Below are 17,891 nucleotides of genomic sequence, written 5' to 3' on the forward strand. Positions count from 1 at the left end.
ATATTCAGGTGAGCGGCTGTGGCAGATCAGCTTGGCCAGCAAAGAGTCAAAGTTGGGATTGATTTCATAGCCGGCATATCCAAAGGTATCCACCCTTACCCCCGGACCCAGGGGCGGTTCAAACACCCGCAGGGTGCCGGATGAAGCCGATATATCGCCGTTTTCCGAAATTTCTTCCATGTTGATACGCAGTTGCACGGCATGGCCCGCGGGCGCGCTGATCTGCTCCCGGCCAAGCCCCAGATCCGGAAGGCTCCGGCCCCGGGCGATTTCAATCTGGGCACGCACCAGGTCAACGCCGGTGATCTCCTCGGTGACCGTGTGCTCCACCTGGAGCCGGGGATTGACCTCAAGGAAATAAAAGGGCTCGGAACCGGCTGTTTGCCCGGCATCCACCAAAAACTCGAACGTGCCCAGACTCCTGTAATCAACACTTTGGGCCAGTTGCACGGCCGCATCTGTCAGGCGGGTGCGCAGGGAGTCGTCCATGCCCGGGGCGGGTGCGATTTCCACAAGCTTCTGGTTGCGGCGCTGCAGGGTGCATTCCCGCTCCCACAAATGCGAAACCCCGCCCCGGCCGTCGCCGATGACCTGAACCTCGATGTGACGGGCAACGGCAATCAGCTTTTCCACGTACACATCCCCGCAGCCAAAGGCCGCCTCTGCCTCGGAGCAGCACAGGTCAAATGCGGCATCCAGGTCTTCCAGGCTGTGCGCCGCCCGCATGCCCCGGCCCCCGCCTCCGGCCAGGGCCTTAATCATCACGGCCGCATCATCTCCCAGGGATTTGAAAAACTCCCGGGCCTGATCTTTTGTGACCGGTCCGTGTGTTGCCGGCAGCAGGGCAATGTCGCATTTTTGCGCCTGCTGCCGGGCCATGGCCTTGTTGCCGAACAGATCCAGGCTTTCGGGGGTGGGGCCGATAAAGGCGATGCCGGCGGTTTGGCATTTTTCTGCAAACTGCGCGTTTTCGGAAAGAAACCCGTATCCCGGGGCAATGGCCATGCACCCGTTGTCCCTGGCCGCGGCAATGAACTGATCTGCGTCCAGATAAGCCGCAGCCCCCAGTCCCTGAAGGGGCACGCTTTTATCCGCAAACCGGGTGTGCAGGCATTTCTGGTCATCTTCGGAAAAAACCGCCACAGTTCCCATGCGCAGCTCTGCTGCCGCGCGGATGATGCGCACGGCAATCTCGCCCCTGTTGGCCACCAGTATATTTTCCATATCCTTTTTTCCCTCTAAAAGCTTCTCGCATCTCTTGTTGTTTATCAGGAAGAATTATAATTTATCTCTTAGCTGTTCCTTCTGCACCTTGCCCGTGGCGGTCAGGGGCAATTGATCCACGATCCGGATTTCCGGGATCTTGTAGCCGGCCATGTTCTGCTTGCACCAGGAAAGCAGCTGTGCCGCATCAAGGGCTTCGGTCTGATCCGGATTGAGCTGGACAAAGGCAACAGGCACCTCGCCTTTGTCCGCATCCGGCCGGCCCAGCACCGCGCTGCCGGCAATTGCCGGATGGCGGCCCAGCAGGGTTTCCACTTCTGATGGAAACACGCTCATGCCCTTGACCTTGAGCATTTCCTTGCTGCGGCCAAGATAGATCAGATGCCCCTGCTCGTCGATGGCGCCGATATCGCCCGTGTGCAGCCAGCCGTCCTTGAGCTGGTCAGCAGTGGCTTCGGGCTTTTTCCAGTACGCCTTCATCAATGAAGGGGGCTGGATGAGGATCTCGCCCTCCTGACCCAGGGCCAGGGGTTTGGCCGTGACAAAATCCACCGCCATAAACCGGGTCCCGGGCATGGAAAATCCCACAAACACCGGGCGGGAGGCCAGATCCATGTCGTTTTCCTGCATGCCCGCGGTAAAGGTGTCCAGGGTATGGGTTTCGGTCATGCCGTAGCTGCTTTCGCGCATCACCGTGCCGGTGAGCTCATACCAGCGCTGCCGGTAATCCTTGTTGAGTTTTTTCACAAAAAAGGAAACCAGGGTTTCTCGCAAGGACGAAAAATCCGTGGCAGACGCATCCGGATGTTCCATGAGTTCGACCATGTTGTCCACCAGGCCGTAAATGATTGAGGCCTTGTATTTTTCAATGGCTGCCAGCACAGCCGCGGCATCCCACCGGACCATAAGCACCTCGGTCACCCCGGAAAACACCGGAGACAGGATCCCGGCATCCTCGCCGGCAATCCAGAACACCGGCAGGTAGTTGAGCATCACGTCCTGTCCCCCGGGCCTGCCCAGGGCAAAAATGGAGCCGCATGCGGCCGTGTAGAGCATATCCCCGTAGGTATGCACACATCCCTTGGGCATGCCCGTGGTGCCGCCTGTATAATTGAGCGCGGCCGTATCGTCAAGATGGATATCCACCTCCGGGCAGGGCCGGGTTTCTTCATTTAAAACGGTCATAAAATCCAGGGAGCCGGGACACTCCTGGCGGGGGACCTGCGCCAGATCCGGGATTGCAAAGGCCGGTGTCTCCGGCAGCCAGTCGGTCAGACTGGTGGAAAGCACGGCTTCCAGGTTGGTCTGGTCCCAGGTTGCGGCCACCACCCCGTAAAGCAGATCCAGGGCCACAATAACCCTGGGCTCGGCATCCGTCATGATCATTGGCCACATGAAGAAGGTGCCAGGCCACCCGCAGGGTTCTGTCCCTGCCGCGAACAAGATTTCTGCTCAGCATTTCTGCGATATGGCCATGCAGGCGCTCTGCTTTCTCAAATGGCAATTGCGTCCTGAATTCCTGCTGCACCTGATGATCAATAAAGTAAAAATCTCCCGGACTGCTCCGGGCAAGCCAATTTTTCCCCACGCCCCAATCCAGGGCTTGAAAAATCACAGATGCCTTATGACCCGAAAGGTCCTGGATCCAGTCAATGCTGAACTCGCCTTCAAACAGGGCCGCCAGGGACAAAATGGCTTCACATTCTGAAGCTTTATCCGATTCCGGGAAAAGTGTTGTGCGGCTCATGGATCTGCCCGATTCAAAGATGTTATTTCACCTGGACAAAATTGATGGCACCGTAAAAAGTCTGATTTCAGATGGTGCCGTAAAAAGTTCAAGATCAAGGCTTGCGCAATTTCGAAGAATGCAGCGTACTTATCCGTACGTGAAATTCTGAGAAATTGCGCGTAACGCAGATATTGGACTTTTTACGGCGCCATCAAAATTTAAAGGCCTAACGGAAGCACGTCGGGCTGTCAATTCTCAACTGGGGGATGCTCCGGCAGAAAACAGGCCGGCGGCCTTTTGCACCAGACCCTGCGATCATGGAAAACCAGACATAATCATTGCATTTATTCACGGAACCGATATTTTTTAAACGCTCAGTTTAAGTGGGAACAAACAAACACATGCCCCAGGCTTTTCCCGGGATCCGCGTTTATGCAAAAATACATCCTTTTTACGGTGCTTTCGGCCATATTCATCGTTTTTGTGGGCATGGGCATCATCGTACCCATTCTGCCCATATATGCGGCCGAACTCGGGGCCACCGGGTTTGCCCTGGGGGTGATCGTGGCCGCGTTTGCCTTAAGCGGCGGCCTGCTGCAACCCTTTGTGGGCAGCTTCTCGGACCGGCACGGCAAAAAAGGGTTTCTGATCACCGGGCTTTTGATATTCGGGCTCACCGGCTATACCTATACCCTGGCCGCATCCGTGGAACACATGGTGTTGATCCGCACACTGCACGGGGCCGGATCGGCCATGATTGTTCCCATTGCCATGGCCTACATGACCGAAATTTCCGCCGGGAAAAACGTGGGCCGCTACATGGGCATGCTCAATATCGCCATTTTTGCCGGAATCGGCGCCGGACCGGTGCTGGGCGGTTTTTTCATGGACCTGTGGGGCAGAAATTCGGCATTTTACACCATGGCCATGCTCAGCTTTCTGGCCGCAGCCCTGGTAGCGCTCGTCCTTCCCGGTCGCGACCCCTTGACCATACAGGAAAAGCAGGACTCCATGCTTTCCGTGTTTGCCCGCATGCTCCACAACCGCAAGGTCATGGGCATTTTGCTGGCCAGAATGGCCACCATGATCATCATGGTTCCCACCTTTGCGTTTCTGCCGCTTCTGATGGCCCGGCATATGACGGCCAGCGGCACGGAAATCGGCATGGTCATTGCCAGCCGCACCATTGTCAATGCCGTATTTCAGATGCCCTTTGGCAGCCTGGCCGACCGGTGCAACAAAAACCGGCTCCTGCTTTTGGGAAGCGCCATCATCAGTATCGGCATTTTCTCGGTACCCTTTGCCGTCAGCTTTGCCGCGCTATTGCTCTTGTTTGCACTCATCGGCCTGGGCGAGGCCATTTCATGGCCGGCCATGGGGGCCCTGGCCGCAGAAGAAGGCCATCTCTACGGGCAGGGCGCCATGATGGGGGTGTTTAACACCGCCATGAACACCGGGATTTTTGTGGGGGCCATGGGTGTGGGCGCACTGGTGGATGTGCTGGGCATTGCCTGGGCATTTTACCTGGTGGCGATTTTTTTGTTTTCCAGCGCAATCATTGCCGCGGCCATGATCCGTCCCCGGCAAAACACCTGCCTTTCTACAGGCGATAAATCGTAGGTCTTTCATCCATGTCAATGTCAATGCCGATAATATCGCCGGTTTTAAAGCCCAGTCCCGCCAGTTCAGAGACGACCTGATCCTGTTTTTCGTATTTCCAGTACACAAACCACACGGGATTTCGCACGGTATCAATGCCGTAGGCATCATGGGTGCACAGGTTCAAGCGGATTCTGTCCTTGGCAATGATGGTGTCTGCCTCAGACAAAAAATAATCGATTTTATACTGGTTTTCATAAAGTGCCCGGCTCAGCTGCTTTTGCAGTTCAGGGCTGTCGTCGAGGTAATGATTGGCAATCTGGAAAAGATCGTCCGGAATCTTGATGGAAAAGCCCAGAACCCCGAAACGTTCATGTTTCAGGGCAAAATCCCGCAGCTCGGCCTCGTAGTCGTCAATGCGCTGCACAATGTCGTCTATGGTGCGGGCAGAATCACCCCATCCGTGAACCAGGTCCTCGCACCGGTTGATGATGTCGAGGTAAAATGCCTTGTTGTTCATGACATAAATCATCCGCTCCCGGTAATTTCTTCTTTTCCGGATTCTGCGGATTCCGTCGAGCTGCACCGAGCGATTGTCTATATCCTGATCCAGAAGTTCCACACGGGAAATGTCTTTTGCCTGAACCACGTGAATATCCCTTATTTTTGAAACAATGTATTCAATCTCGCAGGCAAAGCCCAGGTTGTCCTGGATCTGCTCGGAAAGGCGCAGCAGGGTCATGTCATGCGGAGTTTCGGTGATATAGGACTCGCACTGGATTTTGTGGGCAAATTCATTGGTATAGCCAAATTCCCAGTGCTTTCCCATCCGTTTGGCCATAACCTTGACACCTTCGATAAAGGGCATGACAATAACGCCCATGTCCTCGGGGTCGATCTCCGGGGCGTTGTTGAATTTCTGCTGCCGTGCGATGTTTAGTTTCTTGGCTGTTTTTGCAAGGGCGATGATCCGGTTTCTGGCATAGCGGATCCCGGCGATATCGGCATTGACCTCCAGAGAATCAAAGGTCCCGCTCTTGAAACGGGATTCCAGGGGGTGGGCTGAGCGCACAATCACTTTGTAGCTTTGACAGGATTTTTTCAGAAAATCCGCCAGGGCGCCAAAGTTTTCATTCTCAAAATCTTCGGCTGTGAGATAAATAAAATCCGGAACCTCAAATCCGGATTTTTTCAATATTTCCAGAAGCCTTATTTTTTCAGGCAGGGCTTGTTGCATTGGTTTATCCTCAATTGCCCGGCGATTCGGCCAGGTCTTGTTCAATTATATAGGTTTCCAGATCGTCCGGATTGATCCAATCTTCCGGGATGGCCTTATTGCGCACGGAGATGCCGGCTTTATGCACGGATTCGGGATCGCCTGTGACAAGGGGATGCCAGGAGGCCAGATCCCGGCCTTCAAACAGCATCCGGTAGGCGCAGGTTTTCGGCAGCCAGGTCATCTCACAGATGTTTTCCGGCGTGAGGCAAAGACACTCTTTTCTGGCGGCTTTTCTGTGCTCATAAGCGGTACAGCAGCATTTGGAAATCTCGAGAAACCGGCAGGCCACGCTGGTATATGCAATCTCGCCGGTATCTGCGTATTCCAGCTTATGCAGGCAGCATCTGCCGCACCCGTCGCAAAGCGCTTCCCACTCCGCAAAGCTCATTTCTGAAAATGTTTTGTGTTGCCAGAATTTTTTGTTCATAAAAACCTTTTTGATCATATTGCCGAATATATTCCAAATCCGCCCGGGTGTCAAAACAGGATTGCACAGCCCTGCCACCCATACCCCCGGTTGCGTTTTTTCCAGATCAGACGTAAGGTGTGCCAAAACAATCAAAAACCTGAATCATTCCTGAATAATTGATGACAAAAATGTCCGATCCCTGGATTGCACTCATTTATCCGCCCGTGGCCAAACCGGCCGAGCCGCCGGCCGGCATTGCCCGCCTGGCCGGTGCTCTGCGCGCCGCCAATGTGGGCTGCAGGGTCATTGACGCCAATATCAACGGGCTTTGTCATCTGCTCAATACGGTTTTGCCGCAAAACGACACCTGGTCTGCAAGGGCGTTCAAACACCGCGACAGCCATCTTTACGCCCTCCGGGACCCGGCAGTTTACGCCCGGCCGGATGCATACAGCCGCGCCCTGGCAGATCTCGGCCGGCTGTTGCACAATGCGGGCCAAAACACGGCCGCGCGCCCGGGGCTGGCTGATTTCACCCACGCCCGGTTCAGCCCCGTAAACAGCGCGGATTTGCGCAAAGCCGCCCAACGGCCCCGGGACAACCCGTTTCACGATTACTACCAAAACCATCTCGCAAAAGAAGTGTTGGAAACCGGTGCCCGTGTGGCCGGCATTTCCATTAACTATTTGTCCCAGGCTTTGTGCGGGTTTGCCCTGATCGGGGTTCTCAGACAAATCCGCCCGGATCTCAGAATTATACTGGGCGGGGGCCTGATCACTTCCTGGATGCGTCAGCCGGGCTGGAAAAACCCCTTTGAGGGCCTGGTGGATGCCTTGATTTGCGGGCCCGGGGAAAAGGCGCTGCTGGAAATGGCCGGATGCCGGGATACCGGCAGGTTGCCGGCGCCTTTGCCAGACTACGCGGACTTGGCCGCAAACCCCTATCTGAGCCCCGGTTTTGTGCTGCCCTACAGCGCTTCGGACGGCTGCTGGTGGAAAAGATGCGCATTTTGTCCGGAAAAGGCCGAAAAAAGGCCATTTCGCCCCATTGCCCGCAGCACCGCAGCAGACCAGCTCCGGCACCTGACCCAACAGTTTCAGCCGCGCCTGATCCATCTGCTTGACAATGCCATTTCCCCGGCCCTTTTGGGCCAAATGGTCCATACCCCGCCCGGGGCCCCGTGGTACGGGTTTGTGCGCATGGGCCCACCCCTGGATAATCCGGGCTTTTGTTATAAGCTGGCCGCCTCGGGGTGCGTGATGCTCAAACTCGGGCTGGAGTCCGGCAGCCAGGAGGTGCTGGACCGTCTGGAAAAAGGCATTAACCTGAAAACCGCCTCACGGGTGCTCAACAATCTCGCCCAGACTGGCATTGCCGCCTATGTTTACCTGCTGTTTGGCACACCGGCCGAAACCCGGGCAGCGGCCTGCCAGACCCTGGAATTTACAGCGGCACACAGCCCATTCATTGATTTTCTCAACCTGGCCGTGTTTAATCTGCCCGCACACAGCCCTGAGGCCCAAACCCTGGAATCCAGGAATTTTTATAAAGGCGACCTTGCCCTGTACCGGGATTTTGCCCACCCCTTTGGCTGGCACCGGAGGCAGGTGCGCCGGTTTCTGAAAAAGCACTTTAAAAAGCATGCTGCCATAAGACCCATCATCCGCAGGGATCCGCCGGTCTTTGGCGCCAACCATGCCCCGTTTTTCCCCCGGCCTTTCAGCAGCCGAAAAAAAGGCGGCCAATGCCCTGTTGATTTTGTCTTTTTTCAAGGATATATTCGTCGATAGATCCGCAAACGCATTAATTTCAACTCATACCGGGAACCGCCCATGACCGCCAACCGGAAAAACTGCTCCATCGAACATCTTTACGCCGTGTTAAACTCCACCCACAACGGTATCATTGCCGTGGACAACCACGGCATGATCACGCTGTTTAACCGGGGGGCTGAAAAAATCCTCGGGTTTTCCACCCAGGAAGCGCTGGGCCAAAAAGTCGATGCCCTGTTTAATGTACCCTCGCTTCTCACCACGCTGCGCTCGGGCCGACCCGATGTGGGCCGCAACGTGGTAATCAACGGCAAAAGCATTTATTCCAACCGCTCGCCGGTTTACAGGGACGGCAAACAGATGGGCGCCGTGGCCATATTCCAGGATACCACGGATATCGAGAAGCTGAGTCAGGAGCTGGCCGCTGCAAAAGATTCAGTGGAAATTCTGGAGACAATTCTGGAAACCACATATGACGGCATCGTGGTTGTGGACAAAAACGGCATTATCACCCGGTTTAACAAGGCCTACCAAAGCTTTCTGGGAATCGATGAAAAAGATGCCCTGGGACGGGCTGTGGAAGATGTAATTGAAAACACGCGCATGCATATCGTTGTGAAAACCGGCAAGCCCGAAATCGGTGAAACCCAGAAAATCCAGGGCCATGAAATGGTGGTCATGCGGATTCCGATCTATAAAAAAGGCGAAGTCGTCGGTGCCGTGGGCAAGGTTTTGTTCCGGGATGTAAAGGAAATCCGGTCCATGGTGGAAAAACTGAATCTGGCCACAAAAGAGCTGAAATACTACAAGGGCGAAGTCATGCGCCTGAAGGGAAGCCGGTATAATTTCAAAAATATAGCCGGCCGCTCTGAAAAAATGCTACAGGCCAAGAACCTGGCCAAAACCGCTGCATCCGGCAGCTCCAACGTGCTGATCCGGGGGGAAAGCGGCACCGGAAAGGAGCTTTTCGCTCACGCCATCCATGATGCGAGCCTGCGGCGCTACGGTGCGTTCATACGGATCAACTGCGCGGCAATCCCCGCAGGCCTTCTGGAATCCGAACTGTTCGGCTACGAGGCAGGCGCGTTTACAGATGCAAAAAAAGGGGGCAAACCGGGAAAATTTGAAATGGCCCAGGGTGGCACCCTTTTTCTGGATGAAATCGGCGATATGCCGGCGGAAATGCAGGCCAAGCTTTTGCGGGTGCTCCAGGAAAAAGAAGTGGAACGCCTGGGCAGCGAGCGGGTCATCCGGCTGGACATCCGCCTGATTGCCGCCACCAACCGGGATCTCGAAGATCTGGTGAGAAAGAAGGCGTTTCGCCAGGATCTGTATTACCGGCTCAACGTGCTGAAAATTGAAATCCCGCCCCTGCGCGAAATCCGCCAAGACATTGAACTGCTTTGCGAACGGATGCTCCAGGAAGTCAACGAGGAACTCGGAACCGCAGTGGAAGCAATCGACCCCGGGGTCATCGAAATTTTAAAGGCCTATGACTGGCCCGGCAACATTCGCGAGCTCAAAAATGTCATGGAACGGGCTGTGGCCGTTAACACGGACCGGCAACAGGTTGTCCGGAAACACCACCTTCCGATTTATCTACTGGATATGGATGCCGGCCAGAATCCCGGTGCTCTGAAGCCTGATAAAAACGCATCCGAATGGATATCCGGCGGCACCCTTTCCGAAATTCTGGCAAAAACCGAGAAAGCCGCCATTGAAAACGCGCTTCGCGCAGCCGGCAACAACCGGAAAAAAGCCGCGGAAATGCTGGGGATCCATCGCTCCGGCCTGTATCAGAAGATCAACCGGTACAATATCGGCGCCGGCAATAGCGGCCCGGATTAAAGTTTTAAAACCACCGCCGATCCTGTTTCTGCAAGGGGATGAAACCGGCCTTCGGCATTAATCTTTACCCTCCCTATATGTCCAGAAAAAAGGACATGTCTATTTTTTTTGGACGTGCTGATTTTGCCGTCCCTGCCCCATGCTCTTGTTATTTTGTCTATTCTGGTAGACACTGTTGTCGTCCAACGCCTCTTTTTTCCCGTACAAACAATGTTTCCGGGCCATGAATATACTGCTTTCAAGGGTTTTTCAAACAAGTGGCACGCCTGTTGCTTTTCGGTCTATGTTCAGATTCTTTAATTTTGTATTTTAAAGATAAAACTGTTTATGTTTCAAACATTCGTTTTCCCGGCCAGGAATCAGGGGAAAGCAAAACAAGAACAGCCCCGCCGGGGCAACCAAAGACAAGGGGGTTAACATGTTTCGGATCAAAACCATCACGTTGGCCATGGCCATATTTTTTGCAATGGCCGTGGGATTTACCGGGTGCGGCGGCCAGGATGCCGGAGAGGACAGTGTTGAAGCCGTGCTTCCGGATGTGCGCTGGACCCTGCAGACCACCTGGTCCCAGGGATGGCTGCTCCATGAAATGGCAGAAGATTTTGCAAAACGGGTAAATGATTTAAGCAGCGGCAAGTTCATCATCGACGTCCAGCCCGCAGGCGCCATTGTCGGCGGCCTGGAAGTGCTGGATGCTGCGGACTCCGGGGCCATTGACGCCTATCATTCCTGGCCCGGCTACTGGATGAGCAAGCATCCGTCCGCGCCCTTTTTCGCTTCCATTCCTTTGCACCTGGAGCCGCTGATGCATACCACCTGGCTTTACAATTACGGCGGCAAGGAACTCTACCAGGAGATGATGGACGAGGCCGGCCAGAATGTCGTTGTGATGCCCGGGGGCGTGACCGGACCGGAGATGCTGGCGCACTCCAACAAGCCGCTTGAGGAAATGGAGGACTGGAAGGGTCTGAAATACCGGGCTCCGGGCTGGTGGGGCGAAGTGCTCAAGGAGCTGGGCGTGGCCGTTACCATGCTGCCCGGAACCGAGCTTTATCCCGCCCTTGACCGGGGCATTCTCGATGCCACCGAATTTTCGACACCGGCGGTCAACCGGCAGCAGGGCTTCCACGAGGTGGCCGACTTTATCGCGGGCCCGGGCCTGCACCAGCCAACCTGCTTTTTTGAGCTGGGTTTCAACAAGGACGCATACAATGAACTGCCCGAGCTTTACAAAAAAATCATCGACAACGCGGCCATGGCCATGACCCTTCACATGTGGACCAAGAGCAACGTTGCCGACATGGAAGCTCTGGATCATTTCGAGGAGCGCGGCATTAAGCGCACCTACGTGGAGCCGGAAGTGCAGCGGGAGATGCGCGAGCAGGCGTGGGAATGGATCGATAACGACGTCAAAAAGCGCGACAACGACCACTACAGCCGCACATGGGCGTCGGTCAATGAATTCTGGGAACGGTTTTCCGATTACGAGCAATTCATGGTGCCGGTGCGAAAATAGCATGATGCAAACAGAAGGGCCGGCATGCACGCACCGCCGGCTCTTCTGTTTTTCCCAATCGCGGCGCAATGATTTAAACATAAGGATTTCCAATGGTTGTGATCAATAAAATTATTCGGGTCATCGATTGGATCAATGAAAAAATATCCAAGGCGGTCTCGTTTCTGGTTTTTGCATTGATTCTGACACTGACCTATGAAGTGGTGGCCCGCTACTTTTTCGGGTCACCCACCCAGTGGAGCCTGAATCTGACCTACTTCATATGCAGTTTTTTTCTCATTCTCACCATGGGCTATACCTGGCAGTGCGGGGAACACGTCGGCGTGGACCTGATTTCCAGCAAGCTGCCCAGGCGGGTGGGCGCCTTTTTAAACATTGTCTTCATTCTGGGACTTTTCTTTCTGACATGGACCAATATCGGGCGGGTCATGTACAACGACATGCTCCGCTCCTGGGCGTTGCAGGAAAGATCGACCATCGGGGCCATGCCGCCTGTCTATCCCTATAAAACCTGGATATTTGTCGGAGTTGTCCTGCTTTTGCTCCAGGGTGTATCGCAATTGCTCAAGGAAATTCAGGTGGTGCTGGGAAGGGGTAGACAATCATGAGTGTTGAACTGATAACTGTACTGATGCTGACAAGCCTGATTCTTGTCATTATGATGGGGTTTCCCATCGGATTTTCCCTGGCCGGGGTCGCCACGGTCTTCGGACTCATCTTTGTGGGGCCGCACATTGCCAACACCTTCATGCTGCGAATGCATGTAACGCTTTCCAATTATACGCTCATTGCCATACCCTTATTTGTCTTCATGGGCATTGTCATCGAAAAATCGGGTTTGGCCGGCAGGCTCTATGACGCCATATATGTCTTGACCGGCAGGCTCAAAGGGGGCCTGGCCATTGCAACGGTGCTGACCTGTGCCATATTCGCGGCAGCAACCGGCGTTGTGGGCGCAACAGTGGTCACCATGGGCATCATTTCCATGCCGGCCATGATGAAGTACCGCTACGACAAGCCCATGGCATCCGGGGCGGTATGCGCCGGCGGCGCACTCGGGATTTTGATTCCGCCTTCCATCCTGATTCTGGTCTATGCACCGGTGGCCAACGTTTCCGTTGGGGCCCTTCTCATCGGGGCCTTTGTTCCGGGCATGATCCTGGCGTTGCTCTATGTTCTCTACATCGGCATACGGTGCTTTATCAATCCGGAAATGGGACCGTCTGCGGCAGACGGGGGCGTTCACTACACCTTTTGGCAGAAATCCAGGATGTTTTGCGTCTCGGTGCTGCCGGTGCTCACTCTGATTCTGGCGGTGCTGGGCACGATTTTCTTCGGCCTGGCCGCACCCACCGAAGCCGCTGCCATCGGGGCTTTTGCCGCGGTATTGCTGGCGCTTGGCTACCGCAAGCTCACTGCCGCCATGCTCGTGGAGGCCGCCATCCGGACGGCCAGAACCTCTGCCATGGTATATCTGGTGGTCATCGGCGCCTCTTTTTTCACCTCGGTCTTTGTGCGGCTGGGATGCGGGCGGGTCATCGAAACCTCGATCCTGGGCCTGCCGTTCGGACCCTGGGGCGTGCTGATCGTCATGTGGCTGATTATCATCCTCATGGGATGTTTTCTGGACTGGATCGGCATCATCATGATCGTGGTGCCCCTGTTTACGCCGGTGGCCGTAAAGCTCGGCTTTGACCCGGTCTGGTTTTCCCTGATGAACATCATCGTGCTCCAGACCTCGTTTCTGACCCCGCCCTTTGCCCTGACCATCTTCTATCTCAAGGGGATCGCCCCGCCTGAGGTCTCCCTTGCCGACATCTACAGGGGCGTGGTGCCTTATCTTCTGCTGATGCTGGCAGCCTTGCTTCTTTTTTCGCTGTTCCCGGATATCCTGCTGTTTATGCCAAGGGCGGCCGGACTGATTTAAAACAGGCAAAAAGCCCAACAATCGCAAAATTACGGAGAACCAGATATGGGCCGTGAATATAAAGGACCGGAAAAACCTTCGAAACACCCGATGGTCTCGTCGCTGACGCCGTTTTCGGCCCAAAAGGGCAAGATCGTCACCTGCGAGGAGGCCGTGGGTATCATCTGCGACAATGATACCATTGCCACCGGCGGATTCGTGGGAAACGGGTTTCCGGAACACATCGCCGTCGCCCTGGAAGACCATTTTCTGAAAACCGGATCACCCCGCAACCTGACGCTGGTGTACGCCGCCGGCCAGGGCGACGGAAAGGACAAGGGCCTCAATCACCTGGGCCACGACGGCCTGATCCGGCGGGTGATCGGCGGACACTGGGGGCTGATTCCCAAGGTGCAAAAAATGGCGGTTGAAAACAGGATCGAGGCCTACAACCTGCCCCAGGGGGTGATCTCGCATCTGTACCGGGATATTGCAGCCGGAAAACCCCGCACCATCACTGCGGTGGGCATCGGAACGTTTGTGGATCCGCGCAAAGGCGGCGGAAAGCTAAATGAAATGACCACCGAGGATATAGTGGAGCTGATTTCCTTTGACGGAAACGACTACCTGGCCTACCGGACCTTTCCCATCAACGTGGCCATTTTGCGGGGCACCACCGCCGACACCATGGGCAACATCAGCATGGAAAAAGAAGCCCTGTTTTTGGAGGCCCTGGCCATGGCCACAGCGGCCAGAAACAGCAACGGCCTGGTGATCGTGCAGGTGGAGCGCATCGCGGAAAAAGGGAGCCTAAATGCCCGCAACGTGAAAATCCCCGGCATCATGGTCGATTGCGTTGTGGTGGCAGACCCGGAAAACCACTGGCAGACCTTCGGGGAGCGTTACAATCCATCGTTTTCCTCTGAGATCAAGGTGCCGCTGCATTCCATGCCCGCCATGGCCCTGGATGGACGCAAAATCATCGCCCGGCGCGCGGCCATGGAGCTGGAGGCCAACTCCGTGGTCAACCTGGGCATCGGCATGCCCGAAGGCGTTGCCAACGTGGCCAACGAGGAAAGCATCCTCGACTACCTGACGCTTACCGCCGAACCCGGGGTTATCGGCGGCATTCCGGCCGGCGGCCTCAATTTCGGGGCTGCCACCAACACCGAGGCCCTGATCTCCCAGCCCGAGCAGTTTGACTTCTACGACGGCGGGGGCCTGGACATGGCATTTCTGGGACTTGCCCAGGCCGACGGCCACGGCAATCTCAATGTGAGCAAGTTCGGTCCCCGGCTGGCCGGCGCCGGCGGATTTATCAACATCAGCCAGAAGGCCAAGAAGGTGATATTTGTGGGAACCTTTACCGCCGGCGGCCTTGACGTGGAAATCCGGGACCAAAAACTCCACATCAACCAGGAGGGAAGCGCCAGGAAATTCGTGGACCATGTGGAGCATACGACCTTTTCCGGGGCCTATGCCCTGGAAAGAAACCAGCCGGTGCTCTACATCACCGAGCGCTGCGTTTTTAAACTGACAGCCAAAGGCATGGAACTGGTGGAAATCGCCCCGGGCGTGGATCTGGAAAAAGATATCCTGGCGCACATGGATTTTAAACCCATCATGGACCACAGCCCCGAACTCATGGATTCCCGGATATTTTCAGACCAACCCATGGATTTGAAAAAAGACCTGCTGTTTTTGTCAATTGACAAGCGGCTTTTCTATGACCGGGAGCGCAACCTGTTTTTCGTCAACTTTGAGGGCTATGCCATCAAAAGCCGTGACGATATCGGCCAGGTGGAACAAAAAGTCCGCCGGATCCTGGAACCGCTGGGCCACAAGGTCTACACCGTGGTCAACTACGACAATTTTCAGATCTACCCGGAGCTGATACCGGAATACACGCAGATGATCAAGCGCCTTTCAGAGGATCTGTATTCCGGGGTGACCCGCTATACCACCAGCACCTTCCTGCGGGCCCGGCTGGGCGATGCCCTGCTGCGCTTCGACATTACCCCCCATATCTACACAACCGCCGAAGAAGCCCTGGAGGCCCTGGGCCGGGAAGACGAACCGTGGCATTTTCCGGAGTAAAAGGGCGGCCATGGGATTGCCGTCTCATGGCCGCAAACGGGTGCGGCCGGATCAGCCAAGACAGACTTCGACAAGATGGCCGTTGGTTTCTGAGCGGCGCGGGCATTGGCGACGGCGGCTTCAGCGGCGGCCACCTGCGGTTTGTGAAGAACCAGTTCGGATGCGGGTTTCCCGCTCACCCCGGAAGCCTCCCATTCGGCTTTGGCCTGCAGGGCTTTGCGATCTTCTTCCAGCAAACTAAGCCGCGCATCGCTCAAATCATGATCTGCGGCGGCCACTGCCGCCCGATAGTCGGAGTCTTCCAGCCGGGCCAGAATTTCGCCTTTTTTAAACCGCTTTCCGGGTTCGAAATCTTCGGCCAGGGACTGCACCTGGCCGGAGACCTTTGAAGCCAGCGTCAGCAAGGTCTGCTGCAAATCCGGATTGGCCGCCAATGCCTCATCCACAAGGGCCTCCATCTCAGGGGAATTGATCAGATCCCCCAGAATGGCGGCCTGCTCCCCTTCATATGGTTAATATCCGGTTAACAAAACAGCGCAACCTCGGTCGGAGGCCTGCCCGAAAAATCGCGAAAAGGGACTGTAAAATCCCTTTGTTATTGCGTTATTGTACGTTTTCGACTATGATTATACTTATTAGAATAAAGGAAAATGCTGCAGCGCCCCGGCGCGCAGGACAACGTGATTTGGGCCAAGGCAGGGACTGACAGCCAAACGCTCAAAGGCAAAAGGAATTGAGCATGCCGGAAGAACCACCAATGCAATCCCCCGGGCAGACCGCCTCCCTTACGCCTCACGATTACCAGGACATGTTGATGAACGCGCCTGTGGGAGTATTTTCCAGCACGCCCGAAGGATATTTTCTTTATCTCAATGTCGCCCTGGCAGAAATATTTGGCTATGCCTCTCCGCAGGAAATGATGGCGTCGGTTGAAAACGTTGCCAAAGACCTCTATGCCGATTCCAGAGACAGAAAAGAAGTTTTGCGCCTGCTGGAAGAAAACAAAGCAGTGCGCAACCACGAATGCCGCTTTGTCCGAAAAAACAACACCACCTTTTGGGCCTCTTACAGTGTTCGTGCCGTTCGCAATGAAAAGGACGGAAGGCTTTATTATCAAGGTTTTTTGTCGGATATAACGGAACGAGTATTGGAAAAAGAAACGCTGTTAAGGACACAGTTCCCCATGGATCGGGCACCGGACAATATTCTCTGGATCAATAGCGAAGGCCAGATCGTGTATGCAAACGATTCGTCCTGCAACTCCCTGGGATATTCATGCGATGAACTGCTTGCCATGAAAATATTCGATATCGATCCGGATTTCCCCCCGAATCAATGGGAGCAGCACAAAGAGAAAAGGCGCCGAATGGGCACCATGGCCTTCGAATCCCGGCACATTACAAAGGACGGACGCATCTTCCCGGTTGAGATCCGAAGCAACCATTTCGAGTATAACGGCTATGAGTTGTCTCTTACTTTTGATCGCGATATTACCGAGCGTAAACGCACGGAACAAGCCCTGCGGGAAAGCGAAACCCGCTTCCGGCAATTGTTTAAAATGGCCCCCACACCCATGGCCCATGTCTCCAAACACGGCCGAATGCTTGATGTAAACGACGCCTTCCTTGATATGATCGGCTATTCAACCGATGACGCACCAACCCTGGAGCAGGCATGGCAACTTTCGTTCGAGGATAGCGACCAAAAAGAAATCATGAGCACAAAATGGCAAAACGAACTGGAACGGGCCCTGGCTGAAAACGATGATCAGCACGTTTAGAATCTATTTGCCCGGAAACGCCGCCGATTCAGCAGAGACAAAAGCGCAACGAACCGAAGCCATCCGGGAAAGCCGGGGAGAGACCATCCTGATCGTAGAGGATGAACCGATGCTTTTAGAGCTGGGCAAGGTGATGCTCCAACGGCTGGGATACTCGGTTATCACCGCTGCCACGCCCCACGAAGCCATACGGGCAGCAAGGGAAAACACCGGAGAAATCCAACTTTTTATTACGGACGTGGTCATGCCGGAAATGACCGGCCGGGATCTGGCCGAACGGCTTCAGGGAATCCGGCCGGACATGAAATGCCTTTTCATGTCCGGCTACACAGCCGATGTTATCGCCCACCAGGGCGTATTGAACAAGGGCGTCAATTTCATACAAAAACCTTTTTCCTTGAACGATTTGGCAAAAAAAATCCGAGAAGTTCTGAATTGATCCGGAGAATCGTCCCTGCAAAGATGTTCTCCACTATTGAAAATATTGTTGAAAACATGCGGCAAGAATTTTTGCATCCACCCGCCCAAGAGGCGGTATCTCCGCCGGAAGCGGGACTTTCCCATAGTAAGCAATGGCCTCCCGGTTCTCCGGGTTGGCCTCTCCGTTTAACACAATGCCGGCAACCTCGATTTCCAGCCGCTTTAATTGTTCCAGGGACAGCAGGGTGTGGTTGATGGTTCCAAGGCCGCTTTTGGCGACAAGCAAAACAGGCAGGTCAAGATGCTTTATCA

General features: G+C 55.0%; 16 protein-coding genes. 10 read left to right on the plus strand and 6 right to left on the minus strand.

Features of this window, described 5'->3' with window-relative positions; genetic code table 11:
* Together R6U41_RS07005 and R6U41_RS07010 are read right to left on the minus strand one after the other, a co-directional pair.
* On the minus strand, positions 1-1,224 hold a 1,224-nt coding region (locus R6U41_RS07005), incomplete at its 3' end, for a biotin carboxylase N-terminal domain-containing protein (protein ID WP_410269119.1).
* Positions 1,225-1,278: 54 nt separating this feature from the next.
* Positions 1,279-2,604 (minus strand): AMP-binding protein, encoded by a 1,326-nt coding sequence (locus tag R6U41_RS07010; RefSeq protein ID WP_410269120.1) that lies wholly within the window; start codon positions 2,602-2,604, stop codon positions 1,279-1,281.
* Between R6U41_RS07010 and R6U41_RS07015 the strand changes: the two genes are divergently transcribed.
* Both R6U41_RS07015 and R6U41_RS07020 read left to right on the plus strand, forming a co-directional pair.
* Positions 2,603-2,932, plus strand: a complete 330-nt coding sequence (locus R6U41_RS07015) for a hypothetical protein (RefSeq protein ID WP_410269121.1) — start codon at positions 2,603-2,605, stop codon at positions 2,930-2,932. The two genes, R6U41_RS07010 and R6U41_RS07015, sit on opposite strands and share 2 nt — an antisense overlap.
* Positions 2,933-3,385: 453 nt before the next feature.
* Positions 3,386-4,573 (plus strand): MFS transporter, encoded by a 1,188-nt coding sequence (locus tag R6U41_RS07020; protein ID WP_410269122.1) that lies wholly within the window; start codon positions 3,386-3,388, stop codon positions 4,571-4,573.
* Here the strand turns inward: R6U41_RS07020 and R6U41_RS07025 are convergent.
* Together R6U41_RS07025 and R6U41_RS07030 are read right to left on the minus strand one after the other, a co-directional pair.
* Entirely contained in the window at positions 4,554-5,789 is a 1,236-nt protein-coding gene (locus tag R6U41_RS07025; RefSeq protein WP_410269123.1) for a hypothetical protein, read from the minus strand. The genes R6U41_RS07020 and R6U41_RS07025 overlap by 20 nt on opposite strands.
* 10 nt (positions 5,790-5,799) lie before the next feature.
* Positions 5,800-6,276, minus strand: a complete 477-nt coding sequence (locus R6U41_RS07030) for a YcgN family cysteine cluster protein (RefSeq protein WP_410269124.1) — start codon at positions 6,274-6,276, stop codon at positions 5,800-5,802.
* Positions 6,277-6,419: 143 nt separating this feature from the next.
* Here R6U41_RS07030 and R6U41_RS07035 point away from each other — a divergent pair, with 143 nt between their 5' ends.
* The 6 genes from R6U41_RS07035 (at position 6,420) to R6U41_RS07060 (ending at position 15,379) form a co-directional block, all read left to right on the plus strand.
* A complete protein-coding gene (locus R6U41_RS07035) occupies positions 6,420-8,030 on the plus strand; it encodes a B12-binding domain-containing radical SAM protein (protein WP_410269125.1) in 1,611 nt (536 codons plus the stop codon).
* A 42-nt stretch (positions 8,031-8,072) separates the two neighbouring features.
* On the plus strand, positions 8,073-9,860 hold the full coding sequence (locus R6U41_RS07040) for a sigma 54-interacting transcriptional regulator (RefSeq protein ID WP_410269126.1): 1,788 nt from the start codon (positions 8,073-8,075) through the stop codon (positions 9,858-9,860).
* 418 nt (positions 9,861-10,278) lie between these two features.
* Positions 10,279-11,376 carry a TRAP transporter substrate-binding protein DctP gene (gene dctP / locus R6U41_RS07045; RefSeq protein ID WP_410269127.1) on the plus strand — a complete coding sequence of 366 codons (1,098 nt, stop codon included), beginning with the start codon at positions 10,279-10,281 and terminating at the stop codon, positions 11,374-11,376.
* Positions 11,377-11,468: 92 nt separating this feature from the next.
* The gene (locus R6U41_RS07050; protein WP_410269128.1) at positions 11,469-11,984 is read left to right on the plus strand and encodes a TRAP transporter small permease subunit; all 516 of its coding nucleotides are present in this window, start codon (positions 11,469-11,471) and stop codon (positions 11,982-11,984) included.
* The gene (locus R6U41_RS07055; protein WP_410269129.1) at positions 11,981-13,303 is read left to right on the plus strand and encodes a TRAP transporter large permease subunit; all 1,323 of its coding nucleotides are present in this window, start codon (positions 11,981-11,983) and stop codon (positions 13,301-13,303) included. The genes R6U41_RS07050 and R6U41_RS07055 overlap by 4 nt, the downstream gene beginning before the upstream one ends.
* A 45-nt stretch (positions 13,304-13,348) precedes the next feature.
* Positions 13,349-15,379 carry an acyl CoA:acetate/3-ketoacid CoA transferase gene (locus tag R6U41_RS07060; RefSeq protein WP_410269130.1) on the plus strand — a complete coding sequence of 677 codons (2,031 nt, stop codon included), beginning with the start codon at positions 13,349-13,351 and terminating at the stop codon, positions 15,377-15,379.
* Here R6U41_RS07060 and R6U41_RS07065 read toward each other — a convergent pair.
* A complete protein-coding gene (locus R6U41_RS07065) occupies positions 15,310-15,825 on the minus strand; it encodes a hypothetical protein (protein WP_410269131.1) in 516 nt (171 codons plus the stop codon). The two genes, R6U41_RS07060 and R6U41_RS07065, sit on opposite strands and share 70 nt — an antisense overlap.
* Positions 15,826-16,118: 293 nt before the next feature.
* Between R6U41_RS07065 and R6U41_RS07070 the strand changes: the two genes are divergently transcribed.
* Positions 16,119-17,159 (plus strand): PAS domain S-box protein, encoded by a 1,041-nt coding sequence (locus R6U41_RS07070; RefSeq protein WP_410269132.1) that lies wholly within the window; start codon positions 16,119-16,121, stop codon positions 17,157-17,159.
* Positions 17,143-17,598: a response regulator gene (locus R6U41_RS07075; RefSeq protein WP_410269133.1), complete on the plus strand. Its 456-nt coding sequence runs from the start codon at positions 17,143-17,145 to the stop codon at positions 17,596-17,598. The genes R6U41_RS07070 and R6U41_RS07075 overlap by 17 nt, the downstream gene beginning before the upstream one ends.
* A gap of 33 nt (positions 17,599-17,631) precedes the next feature.
* On the opposite strand, the gene bioD is transcribed toward R6U41_RS07075, so the two are convergent.
* On the minus strand, positions 17,632-17,891 hold a 260-nt coding region (gene bioD, locus R6U41_RS07080), incomplete at its 5' end, for an ATP-dependent dethiobiotin synthetase BioD (RefSeq protein WP_410269134.1).

Source organism: Desulfosalsimonas sp. (assembly GCF_046483245.1).
In the GTDB taxonomy this organism is placed as follows: domain Bacteria; phylum Desulfobacterota; class Desulfobacteria; order Desulfobacterales; family Desulfosalsimonadaceae; genus Desulfosalsimonas.